This is a genomic window from Streptomyces qinglanensis, assembly GCF_900111245.1.
Classification (GTDB): domain Bacteria; phylum Actinomycetota; class Actinomycetes; order Streptomycetales; family Streptomycetaceae; genus Streptomyces; species Streptomyces qinglanensis.
On the sequence record NZ_FOGO01000008.1, the window covers coordinates 170822 to 189790 of the forward strand.

12 protein-coding genes and 1 pseudogene are annotated in these 18969 nt (G+C 71.9%); 5 read left to right on the forward strand and 8 right to left on the reverse strand.

From position 1 onward, the window contains the following. Positions 1–160 precede the first annotated feature (160 nt). The 5 genes from BMX65_RS18515 to iolC form a co-directional block, all read right to left on the reverse strand. Positions 161–1657 carry a CoA-acylating methylmalonate-semialdehyde dehydrogenase gene (locus tag BMX65_RS18515; protein ID WP_075001440.1) on the reverse strand — a complete coding sequence of 499 codons (1497 nt, stop codon included), beginning with the start codon at positions 1655–1657 and terminating at the stop codon, positions 161–163. A gap of 79 nt (positions 1658–1736) precedes the next feature. Further along, a complete protein-coding gene (gene iolD, locus BMX65_RS18520; RefSeq protein ID WP_075001441.1) occupies positions 1737–3659 on the reverse strand; it encodes a 3D-(3,5/4)-trihydroxycyclohexane-1,2-dione acylhydrolase (decyclizing) in 1923 nt (640 codons plus the stop codon). After that, complete coding sequence (gene iolB / locus BMX65_RS18525; protein ID WP_075001442.1) at positions 3656–4588, reverse strand: 5-deoxy-glucuronate isomerase; 933 nt, start codon at positions 4586–4588, stop codon at positions 3656–3658. Before iolB ends, iolD begins: the two co-directional genes overlap by 4 nt. 15 nt (positions 4589–4603) lie before the next feature. Beyond that, on the reverse strand, positions 4604–5491 hold the full coding sequence (locus BMX65_RS18530; RefSeq protein WP_075001443.1) for a Cgl0159 family (beta/alpha)8-fold protein: 888 nt from the start codon (positions 5489–5491) through the stop codon (positions 4604–4606). 192 nt (positions 5492–5683) lie between these two features. Further along, on the reverse strand, positions 5684–6667 hold the full coding sequence (gene iolC / locus BMX65_RS18535; protein ID WP_075001576.1) for a 5-dehydro-2-deoxygluconokinase: 984 nt from the start codon (positions 6665–6667) through the stop codon (positions 5684–5686). 298 nt (positions 6668–6965) lie between these two features. On the opposite strand from iolC, the gene BMX65_RS18540 reads away from it, so the two are divergent. Then, a complete protein-coding gene (locus BMX65_RS18540) occupies positions 6966–7889 on the forward strand; it encodes a sugar phosphate isomerase/epimerase family protein (protein ID WP_075001444.1) in 924 nt (307 codons plus the stop codon). A 236-nt stretch (positions 7890–8125) separates the two neighbouring features. Here BMX65_RS18540 and BMX65_RS33185 read toward each other — a convergent pair whose 3' ends face one another. Then, positions 8126–9250 carry a DedA family protein gene (locus BMX65_RS33185; protein WP_239501828.1) on the reverse strand — a complete coding sequence of 375 codons (1125 nt, stop codon included), beginning with the start codon at positions 9248–9250 and terminating at the stop codon, positions 8126–8128. Positions 9251–9505: 255 nt separating this feature from the next. Between BMX65_RS33185 and BMX65_RS18555 the strand changes: the two genes are divergently transcribed. Further along, positions 9506–9778: a heavy-metal-associated domain-containing protein gene (locus BMX65_RS18555; protein ID WP_075001577.1), complete on the forward strand. Its 273-nt coding sequence runs from the start codon at positions 9506–9508 to the stop codon at positions 9776–9778. Positions 9779–10244: 466 nt separating this feature from the next. Here BMX65_RS18555 and BMX65_RS18560 read toward each other — a convergent pair whose 3' ends face one another. Continuing rightward, positions 10245–11561, reverse strand: a complete 1317-nt coding sequence (locus BMX65_RS18560; protein ID WP_075001447.1) for a citrate synthase — start codon at positions 11559–11561, stop codon at positions 10245–10247. Positions 11562–11710: 149 nt separating this feature from the next. Continuing rightward, positions 11711–13963 carry an SF1B family DNA helicase RecD2 gene (gene recD2 / locus BMX65_RS18565; protein WP_075001578.1) on the reverse strand — a complete coding sequence of 751 codons (2253 nt, stop codon included), beginning with the start codon at positions 13961–13963 and terminating at the stop codon, positions 11711–11713. Positions 13964–14325: 362 nt separating this feature from the next. Between recD2 and BMX65_RS18570 the strand changes: the two genes are divergently transcribed. The 3 genes and pseudogenes from BMX65_RS18570 (at position 14326) to BMX65_RS34165 (ending at position 18901) form a co-directional block, all read left to right on the forward strand. Continuing rightward, complete coding sequence (locus tag BMX65_RS18570) at positions 14326–15333, forward strand: LacI family DNA-binding transcriptional regulator (protein WP_075001448.1); 1008 nt, start codon at positions 14326–14328, stop codon at positions 15331–15333. Beyond that, positions 15330–16898: a sugar ABC transporter ATP-binding protein gene (locus BMX65_RS18575; RefSeq protein WP_177214293.1), complete on the forward strand. Its 1569-nt coding sequence runs from the start codon at positions 15330–15332 to the stop codon at positions 16896–16898. Before BMX65_RS18570 ends, BMX65_RS18575 begins: the two co-directional genes overlap by 4 nt. 70 nt (positions 16899–16968) lie before the next feature. Further along, positions 16969–18901, forward strand: a pseudogene (locus BMX65_RS34165) (ABC transporter permease/substrate-binding protein). Positions 18902–18969: the final 68 nt, after the last annotated feature.

Here is an 18969-nt window from a genome sequence, read left to right on the forward strand (position 1 = left end):
CCGCCCGCGGCGCTGCGGTGCCGGGTCCGGCCGCCGGGCGGCGGCCGGACCGGTGTCCGCGGGCTCCCGCCGGTGCGGCGGGGGTGTGGACTGTGCGGGCTGTGTGGACTCCCGGGGCGTCAGCGGTCGCCCGAGGGCCCAGCGGTCGCCCGGGGAGGCGTCAGTGGTTGCTGGGGAAGCCGAGGTTGATGCCGCCGCTGTCGGCGGGGTCGGGCCAGCGGGTGGTGACGACCTTGCCCCGGGTGTAGAACTGCACGCCGTCGTTGCCGTAGATGTGCAGGTCGCCGAAGAGGCTCTGCTTCCAGCCGCCGAAGGAGTGGTAGCCGACCGGCACCGGGATGGGCACGTTGACGCCCACCATTCCGGCCTCCACCTCCAGTTGGAAACGGCGGGCCGCGCCGCCGTCCCGGGTGAAGACGGCGGCGCCGTTGCCCCACTTGCTGGCGTTGATCAGCGCGATGCCCTCGTCGTAGGTCTCGGCGCGCACCACGCACAGCACCGGGCCGAAGATCTCGTCGTCGTAGGCGGCCATGCCGGGCCGGACGTCGTCCAGCAGCGAGACGCCGAGGAAGAAGCCCTCCGGGTGGTCCTCGACCCGGAAGCCGGTGCCGTCCACGACGACCTTCGCGCCCTGGTCGGCGGCGCCCGCGACGTAGGAGGCGACCTTGTCGCGGTGCTCGCGGGTGATGAGCGGGCCCATCTCGCTGGCCGGGTCGTCGCCGGGGCCGATGCGCAGCGCCGCGGCCCGCTCGGCGATCTTGGCGACCAGTTCGTCGCCGGTGCCTCCGACGGCGACGACGACGGAGACGGCCATGCACCGCTCCCCCGCCGAGCCGTAGGCGGCGTTGATGGCGTTGTCCGCCGCGTGGTCGAGGTCGGCGTCGGGCAGCACCATCATGTGGTTCTTGGCGCCGCCGAGGGCCTGCACCCGCTTGCCGTGGGCGGTGGCCTCGGCCTGGATGTGCCGGGCGATGGGGGTGGAGCCGACGAAGGAGACCGCTGCCACGTCCGGGTGGGACAGCAGCCGGTCGACGGCCGTCCTGTCGCCGTTGACGACGTTGAGGACACCGTCCGGCAGTCCCGCCTCGGCGGCGAGTTCGGCGAGCCGGTAGGCGGCCGAGGGGTCCTTCTCGCTGGGCTTGAGGACGAAGGTGTTCCCGCAGGCGATGGCCAGCGGGAACATCCACATCGGCACCATCGCGGGGAAGTTGAACGGGGTGATGCCCGCGACCACGCCGACCGGCTGCCGGATGGAGGAGACGTCCACCCGGGTGGAGACCTGGGTGGACAGCTCGCCCTTGAGCTTCTCCGGGATGCCGCAGGCCAGCTCCAGGATCTCCATGCCGCGGGCGACCTCGCCCAGCGCGTCGGAGTGCACCTTGCCGTGCTCGGCCGTGATCAGCGCGGCGATCTCGTCGCGCCGTGCGTCCAGCAGCTCGCGGTACTTGAACAGGAAGGCGGTGCGCCGGGCCAGCGAGGACTGGGACCACTCGGGGCAGGCCGCGGCCGCGGCGGCGACCGCCGCGTCCACCTCCTGGACGGAGGCGAGCGCGACCTGGGTGGGCTGCGCGCCCGTGGCGGGGTCGTAGACGGGGCCGACGGTGCCGGAGGCGGACTCCACCGGCTTGTTGCCGATCCAGTGGCCGAGGGTCTTCATGGGGACGGGACCTTTCGTGGTGCGGGTGAGGGAGCAGGGGCGCGGGTGCCGCGGCGCGGCCACCGGTGCCGACGCGCGGTCACAGATACCGCCTCCGGTCGGCGCGTTGCCGTTCGTACTCCGCGCGGGCCCGGCGCGCGGCCGGACGCTGCGAGGTCTCGGCGACGGCGACGTCCCACCACGCCTGCGGCCCGGGGGCGGGGACGGCCGGGTCGGGGTCGGTCTCGACGTGGACGCAGGTGGGCCGGTCGGAGGCGCGCGCCGCGGCCAGCGCCTCGCGGAGCTGGTCGCAGGTGGCGGCCCGGTGCACCACCATGCCGAGCGAGGCGGCGTTGGCGGCCAGGTCCACGGGGAGCGGCGCGCCGGTGTAGCCGCCGTCCTCGTCCCGGAACCGGTAGGCGGTGCCGAAGCGTTCGCCGCCGGTCTGCTCGGACAGGCCGCCGATGGAGGCGTAGCCGTGGTTCTGCACCAGGACGACGTTGATGTCGATGCCCTCCTGGACCGCGGTGACGATCTCGGTGGGCAGCATCAGATACGTGCCGTCGCCCACCAGCGCCCACACCGGGCGGTCCGGTGCCGCCAGCCGGACGCCGATCGCCGCGGGGATCTCGTAGCCCATGCAGGAGAAGCCGTACTCGACGTGGTACTGGCGCGGGGAGCGGGCCCGCCACAGCTTGTGCAGATCCCCGGGCATCGATCCGGCGGCGTTGATGACGACGTCCTCGTCCCCGACGACGGAGTCCAGGGCGCCGAGCACCTGGGTCTGCGAGGGCCGGGCCGACGCGCCCGGCGGATGCGGCGCGAACGCCTCGGTGACGGTGCGCTCCCACGCCTGCCTGCCGCGCCCGTACTCGGCCTCGTAGTCGGGCGAGACCCGGTGCCCGCGCAGTGCGCCGGTCAGCGCCTCCAGCGCGGCGCGCGCGTCGGCGACGACGGCGGTCGCGCCGAGCTTGTGCCCGTCGAAGGCCGTGATGTTGAGGTTGAGGAAGCGCGCGGTGGACGGGAAGAGGGTGTGGGAGGCGGTGGTGAAGTCGGTGTACCGGGTGCCGACCCCGATCACCAGGTCGGCGGTGCGGGCCAGTTCGTCGGCGACGGCGGTGCCGGTGTGGCCGACGCCGCCCACCTCGCAGGGGTGGTCGTGGGGAGACCTCCCGGCCGAAGGCCGAGGGAGCAGCGAGCCCTTGCCCGCCTGGGTGGCGGCCACCGGGATGCCGGTCACGTCGGCGAAGGCCCGCAGCGCGTCCTCGGCCTCGCTGTGGTGGACGCCGCCGCCCGCGATCAGCAGCGGCCGCCGGGCAGCGCGGACGGCCTCGGCCGCCGCGGCGAGCGCCTCGGGTTCGGGGACCGGGCGCGGCACCCGCCAGACGCGCTCGGCGAAGAACTCCTCGGGCCAGTCGTACGCCTCGGTCTGCACGTCCTGCGGCAGCGCGAGGGTCACGGCGCCGGTCTCGGCGGAGTCGGTGAGCACCCGCATGGCCTGGAGCGCGGCCGGGATCAGCGCCTCGGGGCGCAGCACCCGGTCGAAGTAGCGGGAGACGGGGCGCAGCACGTCGTTGACCGAGACGTCGCCCGCGTACGGCACCTCCAACTGCTGGAGGACCGGATCGGGGGCGCGGCCGGCGAAGACGTCGCCGGGCAGCAGCAGGACGGGCAGCCGGTTGACGGTGGCCAGCGCGGCGCCGGTGGTCAGGTTGGTGGCCCCGGGGCCGATGGAGGTGGTGACGGCCTGCGCCGAGAGCCGGTTGCGCTGGCGGGCGAAGCCGACGGCGGCGTGCACCATCGCCTGTTCGTTGCGGCCCTGGTGGAAGGGGAGCGGCGCTTCTTCCGAGGGCCGGCCCTGCCCGCTCTCCACGAGCGCCTGGCCGAGCCCGGCGACGTTGCCGTGTCCGAAGATGCCCCAGCAGGCGTCGATCAGCCGGTGCCGCTGCCCGTCACGTTCGGTGTGCTGGACGGCGAGGAAGCGCACGAGGGCCTGTGCGACGGTCAGCCTGACGGTCGTCATCGCTCGCCCTCCTCGTTCTGCGCAGCACCGCGCGATTCTGCGGAATCCTTCGCTTCATACAGCGGAAGCCTTGGATCCATAGGCGTTTCGCTCCAGGCGCCACGAATCCACGCGTGATCTGGATGGTCGCAGATAAGCCACGCGCGATCCACCCCCGGGCCCGCCATCACGTTCAGGTAGTACATGTCGTGACCCGGCGCCGCCATCGAGGGCCCGTGCCAGCCGTCCGGGATGAGCACCGCGTCCCCGCCGCGCACCTCGGCCAGCACGTCGGTGCCCCGGCCGTGGCCGCTGGGGGTCACCCGCTGGTAGCCCAGACCCTCGGTGGAGCCGTGCGGGGCGATCTCGTAGTAGTAGATCTCCTCCAGTGCGCTCTCCGCTCCGGCCCGCTCCTCGTCGTGCTTGTGCGGCGGGTAGGAGGACCAGTTGCCGCCCGGGGTGAGGACTTCGACGGCGATGAGCCGGTCGGCCTCGAACACGCCCGCTGCGGCGAAGTTGTTCACCTGCCGCGAGCAGGTGCCGCTGCCGCGCAGCTCCACGGGCACGTCCTCGGCGGCGCCGTAGCGCACCGGCAGCCGCCGCTCGCAGCGCGCCCCGGTGAGCGCGAACCGGCCGCCCGCCGCGCTGCTGACCTCCACCTCGGCGTCGCGGGGTACGTAGGCGAAGTCGCTGACGGCGGCGAAGACGCTCTCCCGTCCGCGCAGTTCCAGGGTGTGCCCGTCGGCCCGCACGGTGCAGCCGCCGCTGAGCGGCAGCACGATCCACTCGCTCGGCCCGGTCGTGAACGAGTGCCCGGCGCCCGGGGCCAGCTCCAGCACCCGCAGCGACGAGTGGCCCCACCCGGCACTCTCCGGGCTGACGGCGAGCGCGTACGGGCCCGAGGCGGCGCTGCCCGCCCGCAGATGGAAACCCGAGCTGGTGTCTGTCATCTCCTGCAGCCCCTTTCAGAGCAGTCCGACGGCGGTGTCCACGGCCGAGCCGACGTCGCCGCCGGCCGGGTAGAGCAGGGAGCGCCCGACGACCAGCCCGCGCACGGTCGGCAGGCCGAGGGCCTTGCGCCACTTCTCGTAGGCGCCCTCCTGGTCGCCGTGCACCTCTCCGCCGAGCAGCACGACGGGCAGCGTGGAGGCCCCGCACACCCGCGCCATGTCCTCCGGGTCGTCGGTGACCGGCAGCTTGAGCCAGGTGTAGGCGGAGGTGCCGCCCAGCCCGGAGGCGATGGCGACCGAGCGGGCGACGGCGGGGCCGCGGAGGTCGTTGACCACCCGGCCGCCGCTGCGGGTGCTCAGGAACGGCTCCACGAAGACCGGCAGCCGGTGCGCCGCCATGTCGTCGACGGCGCGGGCCGCGGAGTGCAGGGTGCGCAGCGAGCCCGGGTCCTGGAGGTCGATCCGCAGCAGCAGCTTGCCGCCGTCGAAGCGGGCCCGGGCCAGGTCCTCGGCGCGGTGCCCGGTGAAGCGGTCGTCCAGCTCGAAGGAGGCGCCCGCCAGTCCGCCGCGGTTCATCGAGCCGAGCACCACCTTCTCCTCCAGGGCGCCCAGCAGCAGCAGGTCCTCCAGGATGTCCGCGGAGGCCAGCACCCCGTCGACCCCGGGCCGGGAGAGCGCCAGGACGAGGCGCTCCAGCAGGTCGGCGCGGTCGGCCATGGCCAGCTCGTCACCGCCGACGCCCAGCGCGCCGCGGGCCGGGTGGTCCGCGGCGACGATCATCAGCCGGGCGCCGTCCCGCACCAGCGGCCGGCGCCTGCGGCGCGCCGCCGCCTCGGCGATGGCCTCCGGATGCCGGGACCGCAGGGCCGCCAGCTCGGAGATGCTGACACTGCTGGGGGTCAAGGGTGACTCTCTTTCGGGCGTCGGGTGTGCGGGACGGGCGCGGGCCCGGGATGCCGCCGTACCGCCGGGGCGGGGTGCCGCCGCGTTGAGGCGGGGGGGCCGCCGTACCGCCGGGGCGGGGGGGCCGCCGCGCCGGGGCGGGTGCGCCCGTGCCGCCCGGGAAGGCACGGGGGCGCGGCGGCCCGGCGGCCGTCAGGCGCGCAGCAGCTCCTCGACCTCGGCCGCGGCGGGCATGGCGGAGGAGCAGGCCAGGCGGGAGGCGACGAGGGCGCCGGCGGCGTTGGCGTACCGCATCGTGTACTCCGGGTCCCAGCCGGCGAGCAGCCCGTGGCACAGCGCGCCGCCGAACGCGTCGCCCGCGCCGAGGCCGTTGACGACCTCCACCGGGTGCGGGGGCACCTCGACGGCGGTGCCGTCCGCGTGCACGGCCAGCACCCCCTTCGGGCCCTGTTTGACGACGGCCAGTTCGACTCCGGCTGCGAGCAGCGCCTCGGCACAGGCGTGCGGCTCGCGGACTCCGGTGGCGACCTCGCACTCGGCGAGGTTGCCGACGGCGACGGTGGCGTGCGCGAGGGCCTGCCGGTAGTGGGGCCGCGCCTGTTCGGCCGCCTCCTCCCCGGTGAGCGGACCGGCCGCGCCCGCGCCCCAGAACATCGGCCGCCAGTCCAGGTCGAGGACGGTGGCGACCGCGTCGTCGCGGCCGGGCGCCCGCGCCGCGAGCGCGGCGAGGGTGGCGGCCCGGCTGGGCTCGGCGCACAGCCCGGTGCCGGTCACCCAGAAGACGGCGGCGCCGGTGACACCCGCCAGGTCGAGTTCCCCGGTGCGGATCTCCAGGTCGGGCGCCTTGGGCAGGCGGTAGAAGTAGAGCGGGAAGTCGTCCGGCGGGAAGATCTCGCAGAACGTCACCGGGGTGGGGTACTGCGCCACGGGCGTCACCCAGCGGTCGTCCACGCCGAAGCCGCGCAGCGCCTCGTGGCAGTAGACGCCGAACGGGTCGTCTCCGGTGCGGGTGATGAGCGCGGCGGAGCGGCCCAGCCGCGCCGCGGCGACGGCCACGTTGGTCGCGGAGCCGCCGAGGAACTTGCCGAAGCTCTCCACGTGCTGGAGCGGGACGCCGGTCTGGAGGGGGTAGAGGTCCACGCCGATGCGGCCCATGGTCAGTACCTCGTGCGGCATGCCCGGATCGTGCGGCGCGCGCGGCTGCGGCTCGGTCATCTCTCCGGTGCCTCTCTTCCCTCGCCGGTCGGGTGGTGGCCCGCGGTGTGCGCAGGTACCCGGCTCATCGTCCGTCGCGGTGCCGACCAGTGTCAATAATTTGTCCTTACATATTGACGTCGAGGCGCACGAAAGGGTTCACACCGAAGCCGGAAGGTCCGCACCGAAGCTCGCCGACGGCCGGACGACTTCGGCAGGATGAAGCGTTGTCCTGACAAACTCTTGACCCGGCTGCTCCGGACCGGATTGGCTCTGGGCCATGACTGGCACTTCCGCCCCCTCCTCCCCCTCCCTCGACCGCATCCGGGTCGGCTCGGCGCCCGACTCCTGGGGCGTGTGGTTTCCCGACGACCCTCAGCAGGTGCCCTGGCAGCGCTTCCTGGACGAGGTGGCGCAGGCGGGCTACCGCTGGATCGAACTGGGCCCCTACGGCTACCTCCCGACCGATCCGGCCCGGCTGGCCGACGAGGTCGCCGCGCGCGACCTGGAGGTCTCCGCCGGCACGGTCTTCACCTCCCTGCACCGGGGACCGGACGTCTGGGACGAGACCTGGGCCCACGTCTCCCAGGTCGCCGAACTCACCCGCGCCATGGGAGCCGGCCACCTCGTGGTCATCCCGTCCTTCTGGCGCGACGACCGGACCGCCGAACTGATCGAGCCGGCCGAACTGACCGCCGGGCAGTGGCGCCACCTGGCCGAGGGCACCGAGCGGCTGGCGCGGGAGGTGGGCGAGAAGTACGGGCTGCGCATCGCCGTGCATCCGCACGCGGACACCCACATCGACACCGAGGAGCATGTCGTCCGCTTCCTGGACGCCACCGACTCCGAACTGGTCAACCTCTGCCTGGACACCGGGCACTACGCCTACTGCGGCGGCGACAGCGTCGAGTTGATCGAACGCTACGGCGAGCGGATCGACTACCTGCACCTCAAGCAGGTGGACCCGGAGATCCTCGCCGACGTCGTCCGCGAGGAGACCCCCTTCGGCCCCGCGGTGCGCCGCGGGGTGATGTGCGAACCCCCCGGGGGTGTGCCGGAACTGGAGCCCGTCCTGGCCGCGGCCCAGCGCCTGGGCGTGGACCTGTTCGCCATCGTCGAGCAGGACATGTACCCGTGCCCGCCGGACCAGCCCTTCCCCATCGCCGAACGCACCCGCCGGTTCCTGCGCAGTTGCGGGGCATAGCGGCGGACGACAGCCGCGTCACCAATGTCACCGTTTCACGGGTTCGGTGTCACAGCGCCGCACAGCACCCGGCCCAGGGTCACTCTCCGTCGTTCACCAGGCACAGGCTGAGTGATCACCAGTCACCCTGGGAGGTGCGAGAGATGGCCGACCGAACCCTCTGGTCGTACAAGGAGATCGCCGCGCACATCAGCGTGCGACCGGACACCGTGCGCTCCTACCGGAAACACGGCCTGCTACCGCCACCCGACCTCGTGGAGGGAGGCAAGCCGTACTGGTACGCGGACACCATCCGCGACTGGGTGACCCGCAGGCCGGGACACCGCGGCGGCCACTGAGGCGACCCCGGCCGCGACACCGGGCGCAGCGCCCGGAGCACCGACCGGAGCACCATCACCCCGGGGCGGCACCACAGGTGCCGCCCCGGCCGACGTCCGGACCCCGCCGCGGGAGCCGAACCGGGGCGACAGCGGAGGCGGAACCGCCCGGCACGGGTGCGACGGTGCCTGCGACTGGGGGCGCGGCCGCGCCAGCGGGGGCGGCTGCGGCTGCGGCTGCGGCTGCGGCTGCGGCTGCGGCTGCGGCTGCGGCTGCGGTCTGGAACGGTGCGGCGATGACAACGGCTGCGGGCCGAGCCGGGATGGCGGCGACAGCGCACCGGGCCAGGAGCGCAGCGGCAGCCCACCGGACCGGAACAGCGCCGGCAGCCCACCGGACCGCCAAAGCGGCGACAGCACACCGGCCCGGGAGAGCCGCCGGGGCCGGGGCGGGCCCGGCGGGAGTGCGGACCGGTGCGGCACCGGCCGGGACGGCGCGCGCCGCCGCAGCAGCCGCTGCACCACCCCTGCGGCCCCGGCCAGCACCGCCGAGGCGCCGATTCCGATCAGCGCACCGGACAGCGTCCCGGCGAGCGCCTGCCCACCCCAGTAGCCGACCCCGACCGAGTAGACCGCCCAGAGCGCTTCGGCCAGGCCGGAGCCGAGCAGGAAGCGGCGCACCGGGTAGCCCACCGCTCCGGTGGCCAGGCCGCCGACGACCCGGCCGCTGGGCAGGAAACGGAGGGCGATCACGAACGGCACCCCGTACCGGCCGACGCGCTCTTGGGTCCACTCCAGCGCGACCCGGCGGCGGCCGTGGGACAGCCGGCGACGGAGCCGCGCTCCGGTGCGCCGCCCGAGTCCGTACATCAGCGCGTCCCCGACCAGGGCGCTCCCCGCCACGGTCAGCAGCACCAGCGGCAGCGGGATCCGGCCCGCCGCCGCCAGCGCGCCGGCCGCCGCGATCAGTGCCGAGTTGGGCACCAGGGGCGGCAGGGTCGTCAGACCCACCACCGTGAGCGTCATCAGCAGCGCGCCGTCCACGCCGACCACCTGCCTTCCGCCGGGCGCCCCGTCTGCGAGCGCGCCCCCGCCGGACGGAGCAGGCGGCTGCTCGGAGAGCCGATGCGAGGACCGGTGCGGGACCCCGGGGCGCAGGACCACGGGGCCGCCGCAGGGCCGGAGCGGCTTCGGGAGCGCGCTTGGCGGATACCCTGCGGGGGTATATCGTCTGTTCCGCGGACACCGCTTGGAGGGCCGGGCCCTCCGGTGCCGTCCGCACCGCGAGGCCGTGCGGGGATTCCCGCAGGGGCTCCCGCGGAGAAATGCGTACCGAGAGTTGAGGAGCGGGTCATGAGCAGCGTCACGACCACCTACAAGGTTTCCGGAATGACCTGCGGCCACTGCGAGGGCGCGGTCTCCGAGGAGATCTCCCGGATCGAGGGCGTCTCGGCAGTGAAGGCCGTGGCCGCCTCCGGAGAGGTCGCCGTCACCTCCTCCGGCGAACTGGACGACACCGCCGTGCGCGACGCCGTCGACGAGGCCGGGTACGAGCTGGTGGGCCGGGCCTGACGGCGGCCGGTCCGGCTCGCGGGCATCGACCTCTTCCAGTATCGACCCGCACCGGGCCCCGCGCAGTACGGCAGCCGGACGGCAGAAAGCGCCTCGCCGACCAGGTCCCCCCACGGGCCCGTCGACGAGGCGCTTCCGATTCCCGGTCATGGATTCCCCCCACGGGATCCTGGCCGGGCGCCTCTGGGTGTCCGTGCTGCGGGAGGGCCGCTCAAGCTCCCCGCGCACGTTCACCGTTTCTTCACTCCGCATCCGTCCCCCAAGACAGATGTGAAGCAGCGGCGAAGGCTCCGCCGGGAGGCCGACGCCACCCGGTTAGACCTACGAGCCCCGCTTATGGTTACCCCCTAATTTCTGTGACCTACGTCTCTTCGTCAATCCGCACAAACGGAAGGCCCCCATCCGTTCGGATGGGGGCCTTCCGTTTGTGCCGGTATCAGGAGCCGGATGTGTACGCCTCCGCGGCTCAGCGCGCCTCGACCGGAACGTAGTCGCGCTGGACGATGCCGGTGTAGATCTGCCGCGGGCGGCCGATCCGCGAGTTCGGCTCCTTGATCATCTCGTGCCACTGGGCGATCCAGCCCGGCAGCCGGCCGAGCGCGAACAGCACCGTGAACATGCTGGTCGGGAAGCCCATGGCGCGGTAGATCAGGCCGGTGTAGAAGTCCACGTTCGGGTAGAGCTTGCGCTCGACGAAGTAGTCGTCGGAGAGCGCGTGCTCCTCCAGGCGGAGCGCGATGTCCAGCAGCTCGTCGCTCTTGCCCAGCGCCGAGAGCACATCGTGGGCAGCCGACTTGATGATCTTCGCCCGGGGGTCGAAGTTCTTGTAGACGCGGTGGCCGAAGCCCATGAGCTTGACGCCGTCTTCCTTGTTCTTCACCTTGCGGATGAAGGTGTCGACGTCGCCGCCCGATGCCTGGATGCCCTGGAGCATCTCCAGCACGCTCTGGTTGGCCCCACCGTGCAGCGGGCCCCAGAGGGCGTTGATACCGGCCGAGACCGAGGCGAACATGTTCGCCTGCGAGGAGCCGACCAGGCGCACGGTGGAGGTCGAGCAGTTCTGCTCGTGGTCCGCGTGCAGGATCAGCAGCTTGTCCAGGGCGTTGACCACGACCGGGTCCAGCGCGTACTCCTGCGCCGGGACCGAGAAGGTCATCCGCAGGAAGTTCTCCACGTAGCCGAGGTCGTTGCTCGGGTAGACGACCGGGTGGCCGATCGCCTTCTTGTAGGCGTAGGCGGCGATCGTGGGCAGCTTGGCCAGCAGCCTTATGGTCGAGAGGTGCCGCTGCTCCTCGTCGAAGGGGTTGTGGCTGTCCTGGTAGAAGGTCGACAGCGCGCTGACCACGGAGGAGAGCATCGCCATCGGGTGCGCGTCGCGCGGGAAGCCGTCGTAGAACCGCTTGACGTCCTCGTGCAGCAGGGTGTGCTGCGTGATCTCGTTCTTGAACGCGCTCAGCTCGTCGACGGTGGGCAGCTCACCGTTGATGAGCAGGTACGCCGTCTCCAGGAAGGTGCCGCGCTCGGCGAGCTGCTCGATCGGATAGCCGCGGTAGCGCAGGATGCCCTGCTCACCGTCGAGGAAGGTGATGCCGGATTTGTAGGCGGCGGTGTTGCCGTATCCCGAGTCCAGGGTCACCAGACCGGTCTGGGCGCGCAGCTTGCCGATGTCGAAGCCACGGTCGCCCACCGTGCTGTCGACGACCGGGTAGCTGTACTCGCCGTCCCCGTAGCGGAGTACTACGGAGTTCTCGCTGTCGCGGTGTTCGCTCACGTCATCCCTCACCGACGTAGTGCCTCTTCTTCGAGGTGCCCTGACTCTTTCCACTCTCCCTTATCCAGCGCCGTGCGGTGCACTGGGGGTCAGCCAGAGGGCTCCATGGTGGCACGGAGTGCCGTCCATCTGGACATGGTGCACCCTCTTGGCCGTCATGGTCACCCCCCGGCGCCCATCCCGCCTCCCGGGGCCGGCACAGAGGCGCGGAGCCGGTGGTCGAGCGCCGTGCAGCGGCGCCCCGCAGAGGCGGTGCGGACGGCCTGTCCGAGGGCTCTGCGGGACCCCACCAGCACCACCAGCCGCTTGGCTCTCGTCACGGCCGTATAGAGCAGATTCCGCTGGAGCATCATCCAGGCACCCGTGGTGACCGGGATCACTACCGCCGGGTACTCGCTGCCCTGCGAGCGGTGGATGGTCATCGCGTAGGCATGGGACAGCTCGTCCAGTTCGTCGAAGTCGTATCCGACCTCCTCGTCCTCGTCCGTCAGCACGGTGAGCCGGTGGTCGTCCGGGTGCAGCGCGGTGACCACCCCGACGGTGCCGTTGAAGACGCCGTTCGCACCCTTCTCGTAGTTGTTCCGGATCTGGGTGACCTTGTCGCCCACCCGGAAGACCCGGCCGCCGAACCGCTTCTCCGGGAGGTCGGGCCGGGCCGGGGTGACGGCCTGCTGGAGCAGTCCGTTCAGCGCCCCGGCGCCGGCCGGGCCGCGGTGCATGGGGGCGAGCACCTGTACGTCGCGGCGCGGGTCCAGCCCGAACTTCGCCGGGAGGCGCCGGGCCGCCACGTCCACCGTCAGCAGCCCGGCGGCCTCGGTGTCCTCCTCCACGAAGAAGAAGAAATCCGACAGGCCCCGGGTGAGCGGAGGGGCGCCGGAGTTGATGCGGTGCGCGTTGGTCACCACACCGGACTGCTGGGCCTGGCGGAAGATCCGGCGCAGCCGCACCGCCGGGACCGGGCCGCCCTCGGCCAGCAGGTCGCGCAGCACCTCGCCGGCGCCCACCGAGGGGAGCTGGTCCACATCCCCGACGAGCAGCAGATGCGCACCGGGCGGGACGGCCTTGACCAGTTTGTTGGCGAGCAGCAGATCGAGCATGGACGCCTCGTCGACCACCACCAGGTCGGCCTCCAGCGGGCGGTCCCGGTCGTAGGCCGCGTCCCCGCCGGGCTTCAGCTCCAGCAGCCGGTGGACCGTGGACGCCTCCGCCCCGGTCAGCTCGGCCAGCCGCTTGGCGGCCCGGCCGGTGGGCGCGGCGAGCACCACCCGGGCCTCCTTGGCGCGGGCCAGCTCGACCACCGAACGCACCGTGAAGGACTTGCCGCACCCCGGCCCCCCGGTCAGCACCGCGACCCGGCTGGTGAGCGCGAGCCGCACCGCCTCCTCCTGCTCCGGTGCCAGCCGGGCGCCCGTGCGCCGCGCCAGCCACCCCAGCGCCGCGTCCCAGTCGACGTCCTGGAACCACGGCAGCCGGTCCTCGGGAGTGCGGGCCAGCCGTTTGAGCTGCGCCGCCAGGGCGACCTCGGCGCGCTGGAAGGGGACGAGGTAGACGGCCGTCAGGCTGCGCCCCGGCTGCTCCGGGTCGGGCACCGGTTCGCGCACGACCCCGCCCTCCTCGTCCCCCGCGAGCTCGCCGAGGCAGTCGATGACCAGCCCCGTGTCCACCTGGAGGAGCTTGACCGCCTCGGCGATGAGCCGCTCCTCGGGCAGATAGCAGTGGCCTTGATCGGAGGACTGCGAAAGGGCGTGCCGCAGGCCCGCCTTGACCCGTTCGGGACTGTCGTGCGGAATGCCGACCGCCTGGGCGATGCGGTCGGCGGTCAGGAAGCCGATGCCCCACACGTCGGCCGCCAGCCGGTAGGGGTTGCCGCGCACCACGGAGATGGACGCGTCGCCGTACTGCTTGTAGATGCGCACCGCGATGGAGGTGGAGACGCCCACGCCCTGGAGGAAGACCATCACCTCCTTGATCGCCTTCTGCTCCTCCCAGGCCGCGGCGATCAGTCCGGTGCGCTTGGGGCCGAGGCCCGGCACTTCGATGAGCCTGCGCGCGTCGGCCTCGATGACCTCCAGCGTGTCGACGCCGAAGTGGCTGACGATCCGGTCCGCGATGCGCGGCCCGACGCCCTTGACCAGACCCGAGCCCAGATAGCGCCGGATGCCCTGGACGGTGGCCGGGAGCACCGTGACGTAGTTGTCCACATGGAACTGGCGTCCGTACTGGGGGTGGGAACCCCAGCGGCCCTCCATACGCAGCGACTCCCCCGCCTGCGCACCGAGCAACGCACCCACGACCGTGAGCAGTTCGCCGGCGCCGCGGCCGGTGTCGACCCGCGCCACGGTGTACCCGTTGTCCTCATTGGCGTAGGTGATGCGCTCTAGTACCCCTTCGAGCACTGCAGGCTGGAACGTCATGTCACCGACGGTAGCCTCGCCGACCGACACCGCGGCAGCCCTGTGGAAAACTCCGCGCACCCCGTCGGAACTGTCCGCGACACCAGCGCAGTTGCGTCTGCACGCGCATCATCACGATCGTGCATCGTCGATGTCCTCAGCTTGCATCACCATGCGCACATCACTTTCCATTACCGATGTAATCGTTTCCATGCGCAGCGCGGCGCCTCCTGGCACTCCCCTGCGCGCCGGGAGCACTTCGCACCGTTCCGGACCGGAGGCCAGCACGGCCCCCGCACCGGAATCCCGACCGCTCACCCCCCTCTCCCCCTCCTGACGCCGCGTCGACGCGGCGTCCCTCACCCCTGGAACACGGCACGGCAATGGCAGGCATCAAGGACGTCGCAGCCCGCGCGGGCGTCTCCGTCGCCACGGTCTCGCGCGTCCTCAACGACCACAGCGGGGTCCGCGAGGAGACCCGTGCCCGGGTACTGTCCGCCGTCTCTGAGCTGAGCTACCGGCCCAACACGCTGGCACGGTCACTGCGCACCGACCAGACCCGCACCCTCGGCCTGGTCATCAGCGACGTGCTGAATCCTTTCTTCACGGAGCTGGCCCGCGCGGTCGAGGACGCGGCCCGCAGCCGGGGCTACAGCGTGATCATCGGCAACGCCGACGAACAGCTCACGCTCCAGGACCACCACGTGCGCACCCTGCTGGACCGCAGGATCGACGGGCTGCTCGTCTCCCCCGCCGACGGCGACTCCGTCGCACTGCGCGAGGCCGCACTGCTCGGCATCCCCATGGTCTTCGTCGACCGCTGGATCGAGGGCCTGGACGTACCGCTGGTGCGCGCCGACGGGCGGCCCGCGGTGCACGATCTCGTCGCTCATCTGTACGCGCTCGGGCACCGGCGGCTGGCCATCATCACCGGGCCCGTGGCCAGCACGACCAGCAACGAAAGGGTGGACGCCTTCCGTTCGGCGCTGCACGCGCACGGCCTGCCGCTGCCCGAGACCTTCATCGGACAGGGCGACTTCCAGACCGCGAGCGGGCGGCGGGCCACGGACGCGTTCTTCGCGCTGCCGGAGCCACCGGACGCGATCTTCGCGACCGACAACCTGATGGCGCTCGGCGTCATGGAGCAGCTCCGCACCCTCGGACTGCGGGTCCCGCACGACGTGTCGCTCGCCGCCTTCGACGACATCCCGTGGTTCCTGCACACCGACCCCCCGATCACCGCCATAGCCCAGCCCACCCAGGAACTGGGCCACCGCGCGGTCGCCGCACTGACCGACCTGGTGGAGGGCCGGAGCGCCGGTTCCGTCACGCTCTCCGCCCACCTCACAGCGCGCCGCTCCTGCGGCGAAGACGAAAGGACGCGTCGTTGACCACCCCAGACCCGCCCCCGGCACGGGAACTGCTGCGCACGGAAGGCATCCGCAAGACCTTCCCCGGCGTGGTCGCGCTCGACGGTGTCGACTTCGACCTGCGCGCCGGTGAAGTGCACGTCCTGCTGGGCGAGAACGGCGCCGGCAAGAGCACGCTGATCAAAGTGCTCTCCGGCACCTACCGCCCGGACGAGGGACGGGTGCTCTGCGACGGCAGAACGGTACGGATCGCCGACGCCGAGGCCGCGGAGAAGCTCGGCATCGCCACCATTCACCAGGAGTTCAACCTGGTGCCGCACCTGTCCGTCGCGGAGAACATCTTCCTGGGGCGGCAGCCGCGCCGCCTGGGCCTCGTGGACCGCAGGAAGATGGAGGCCGACGCGAAGGTGCTGCTGGACCGGGTCGGGATCACCGCCTCGCCGCGCACCCCGGTGGGCAAGCTCGGCATCGCCGGCCGGCAGATGGTCGAGATCGCCAAGGCGCTCAGCCTGCGCACCCGAATCCTGATCATGGACGAGCCGACCGCCGTGCTCACCGCCGAAGAGGTCAACCGTCTGTTCGCCATCGTCCGCAAGCTGCGGGCCGAAGGCGTGGGCATCGTTTTCATCACCCACCACCTGGAGGAGATCCCCGCCATCGGCGACCGGGTCACCGTGCTGCGGGACGGCCGCAGCGTCGGCCAGGTCCCGGCCGGCACCAGGCAGGAGGAGTTGGTGCGGCTGATGGTGGGCCGCAGCATCGAGCAGCAGTACCCGCGCCAGGCCGCACCGGCCCAGGGCGCCGGTGCCGGGTCGGGCGCCCCGCTGCTGCGGGTGACCGGCCTGCGCAGGCAGGGCGTGTTCGACAACGTCTCCTTCGAGGTGCGCGCCGGCGAGGTCGTCGGCATCGCCGGACTGGTCGGCGCGGGCCGCACCGAGGTGGTGCGGGCCGTCTTCGGCGCCGACCGCTACGACGCCGGCCGCGTCGAGGTCTCCGGCAAGCGGCTGCCGGGCGGCGACGTGTGGGCCTCGCACTCGGCCGGGCTCGGGCTGGTCCCCGAGGACCGCAAGGGGCAGGGCCTGCTGCCGGACGCCTCGGTCTCGGAGAACCTCGGTCTGGTCACCCTCCGCGAGGCGAGCAAGGGCGGCCTGGTGGACCGCGCCGGGCAGCGCAGGGCCGCGTCCCGGATCGCCGAGCGGCTCGGGGTGCGGATGGCCGGGCTGGACCAGCACGTGCGCACGCTCTCCGGCGGCAACCAGCAGAAAGTCGTGATCGGCAAGTGGCTGCTCGCCAACAGCCGCGTGCTGATCCTCGACGAACCGACCCGCGGCATCGACGTGGGCGCGAAGGTCGAGATCTACCAGCTCATCAACGAGCTGACGGCCTCCGGCCACGCGGTGCTGATGATCTCCAGCGACCTCCCCGAGGTGCTGGGCATGAGCGATCGGGTCCTGGTGATGTCCCAGGGCCGGATCGCCGGTGAACTGACCGCGCGGGAAGCGACCCAGGACGCCGTCATGGCCCTGGCCGTCGGCACCTCCGCGCCAGGAACGAGCGAGATGGAGGACTCTCCCCGTGGCCATTGACACGCAGCCGGGTCACCGCCTGGACAAGCGCCCCGGCGGCAAGCGAGGGCCGAACCCGGCCCGTCGCGTCGTGGAGGACACAGGGCGCGTACTGCAGGACAACGGCGCGCTGGTCGCGCTGCTCGTCCTGGTGCTGGTGCTGTCGTTCTGGACCAGCAACTTCTTCACCGCGACGAACCTGCTCAACGTGGGCGTCCAGGCGGCCGTGACCGCGATCCTGGCCTTCGGCGTCACCTTCGCCATCGTCTCCGGGGGCATCGACCTGTCGGTCGGCTCGGTGGCCGCCTTCTCCGGAGTGATGCTGGGCTGGTTCACCACCACCCAGGGCATGCCGGTCTTCGTCGGCGTGCTGCTGGCGATCCTCTCGGGCACCGCCTGCGGACTGCTGAACGGCATCCTGATCTCCTACGGCAAGCTGCCGCCGTTCATCGCGACCCTGGCGATGCTCTCGGCGGCGCGCGGCCTGGCGCAGGTCGTCTCCGAGGGCAGCCCCGTCGTGCTGCCCGACTCCCTCTCCTGGATCGGCAAGACGATCGGTGAGTGGCTGCCGGTGCCGGTCATCGTGATGATCGTGATGGGTCTGCTGGCGGCGCTGGTGCTCAACCGCACCTACAGCGGCCGGTCGATGTACGCGATCGGCGGCAACGAGGAGGCCGCGCACCTGTCCGGTATCCGGGTCCGCCGCCAGAAGCTGGTGATCTACACCCTGGTGGGTGCCTTCGCCGCCGTCGCCGGGATCGTCCTGGCCTCGCGGCTCGCCTCGGCCCAGCCGACGGCTGCCGAAGGTTACGAACTGGACGCGATTGCCGCCGTCGTCATTGGTGGTGCCAGTCTGGCCGGAGGCGTGGGCAAGGCTTCCGGAACGCTGATCGGGGCCCTTATCCTCGCTGTTCTGCGCAATGGGCTCAACCTGCTCGATGTTTCCGCTTTCTGGCAGCAGGTCGTCATTGGGGTAGTTATTGCGCTCGCCGTGCTCCTCGATACACTGCGTCGCCGCGCATGATCCTTATGCGACGGGGGAGCTCGCGTAGTTCATCCATCTGCCGACTGCAAGGAATGCAGCAATGAGCAAGAGAACGAACACGTCTGTCGTCGTCATGGCCACGGCAGTCGCGCTGACGGCAACGGCCTGTGGCTCGGGCGACGGGTCGAGCGACGGCAAGGAGAAGCCCAAGATCGGCTTCGCCATATCCGCGCTCAACCAGCCCTTCATGGTCCAGATGAAGAAGGGCGCCGAGGAGGAGGCCAAGGCCCAGGGCGCCGAGCTGAGCGTCCAGAACGCCTCGGACGACGCCTCCCAGCAGGCCAACCAGATCCAGAACTTCACCTCCCAGCAGGTGAAGTCGATCATCATCAACCCGGTCGACTCGGATGCCGCGGCCCCCTCGGTCAAGGCCGCCAACAACGCGAAGATCCCGGTGATCGCCGCCGACCGCAGCGTCAACAAGGCCGACATCAAGACCACCGTCGCCTCCGACAACGTGGCGGGCGGCGAGAAGGCCGCCAAGGAGATCGCCGACCAGCTCGACGGCAAGGGCCAGGTCCTGTGGCTCCAGGGCCAGACCGGCACCTCCGCGTCGCGCGAGCGCGGCAAGGGCTTCAAGCAGGGCCTGAAGGAGTACCCGGGCATCAAGGTCGTCACCAAGCAGCCCGCGGACTTCCAGCGCACCAAGGGCCTGGACGTGACCACCAACGCCATGCAGTCGCACCCGGAGATCGACGCGGTCTTCGCGGAGAACGACGAGATGGCGCTCGGCGCGGTCAAGGCGCTCGGCTCCAAGGCCGGCAAGTCCGTCAAGATCGTCGGCTTCGACGGCACCGGTGACGCGATGAAGGCCATCAAGAAGGGCACCATCAACGCGACCGTCGCCCAGCAGCCCACCGAGCTCGGCAAGATGGCCGTCCGCAACGCCATGCGCGTCATCGACGGCTCCACCGTCGACAAGCAGATCAAGGTCCCGGTGAAGGTCGTCACCAAGAAGAACGTCGACCGGTTCTCCTGACCGGGAGCCGGACGGACGACAGGCTGAACGGCCCGCCGCGGACACCCGTACCCGCGCGGGACGAGAAG

Coding starts and splice junctions, on each gene's coding strand:
- iolB (WP_075001442.1), bottom strand. CDS start 4,588: ATGACAGACACCAGCTCGGGTTTCCATCTGCGGGCGGGCAGCGCCGCC.
- recD2 (WP_075001578.1), bottom strand. CDS start 13,963: ATGACGTTCCAGCCTGCAGTGCTCGAAGGGGTACTAGAGCGCATCACC.
- BMX65_RS18515 (WP_075001440.1), bottom strand. CDS start 1,657: ATGAAGACCCTCGGCCACTGGATCGGCAACAAGCCGGTGGAGTCCGCC.
- BMX65_RS18540 (WP_075001444.1), top strand. CDS start 6,966: ATGACTGGCACTTCCGCCCCCTCCTCCCCCTCCCTCGACCGCATCCGG.
- iolD (WP_075001441.1), bottom strand. CDS start 3,659: ATGACGACCGTCAGGCTGACCGTCGCACAGGCCCTCGTGCGCTTCCTC.
- BMX65_RS18570 (WP_075001448.1), top strand. CDS start 14,326: ATGGCAGGCATCAAGGACGTCGCAGCCCGCGCGGGCGTCTCCGTCGCC.
- iolC (WP_075001576.1), bottom strand. CDS start 6,667: ATGCCGCACGAGGTACTGACCATGGGCCGCATCGGCGTGGACCTCTAC.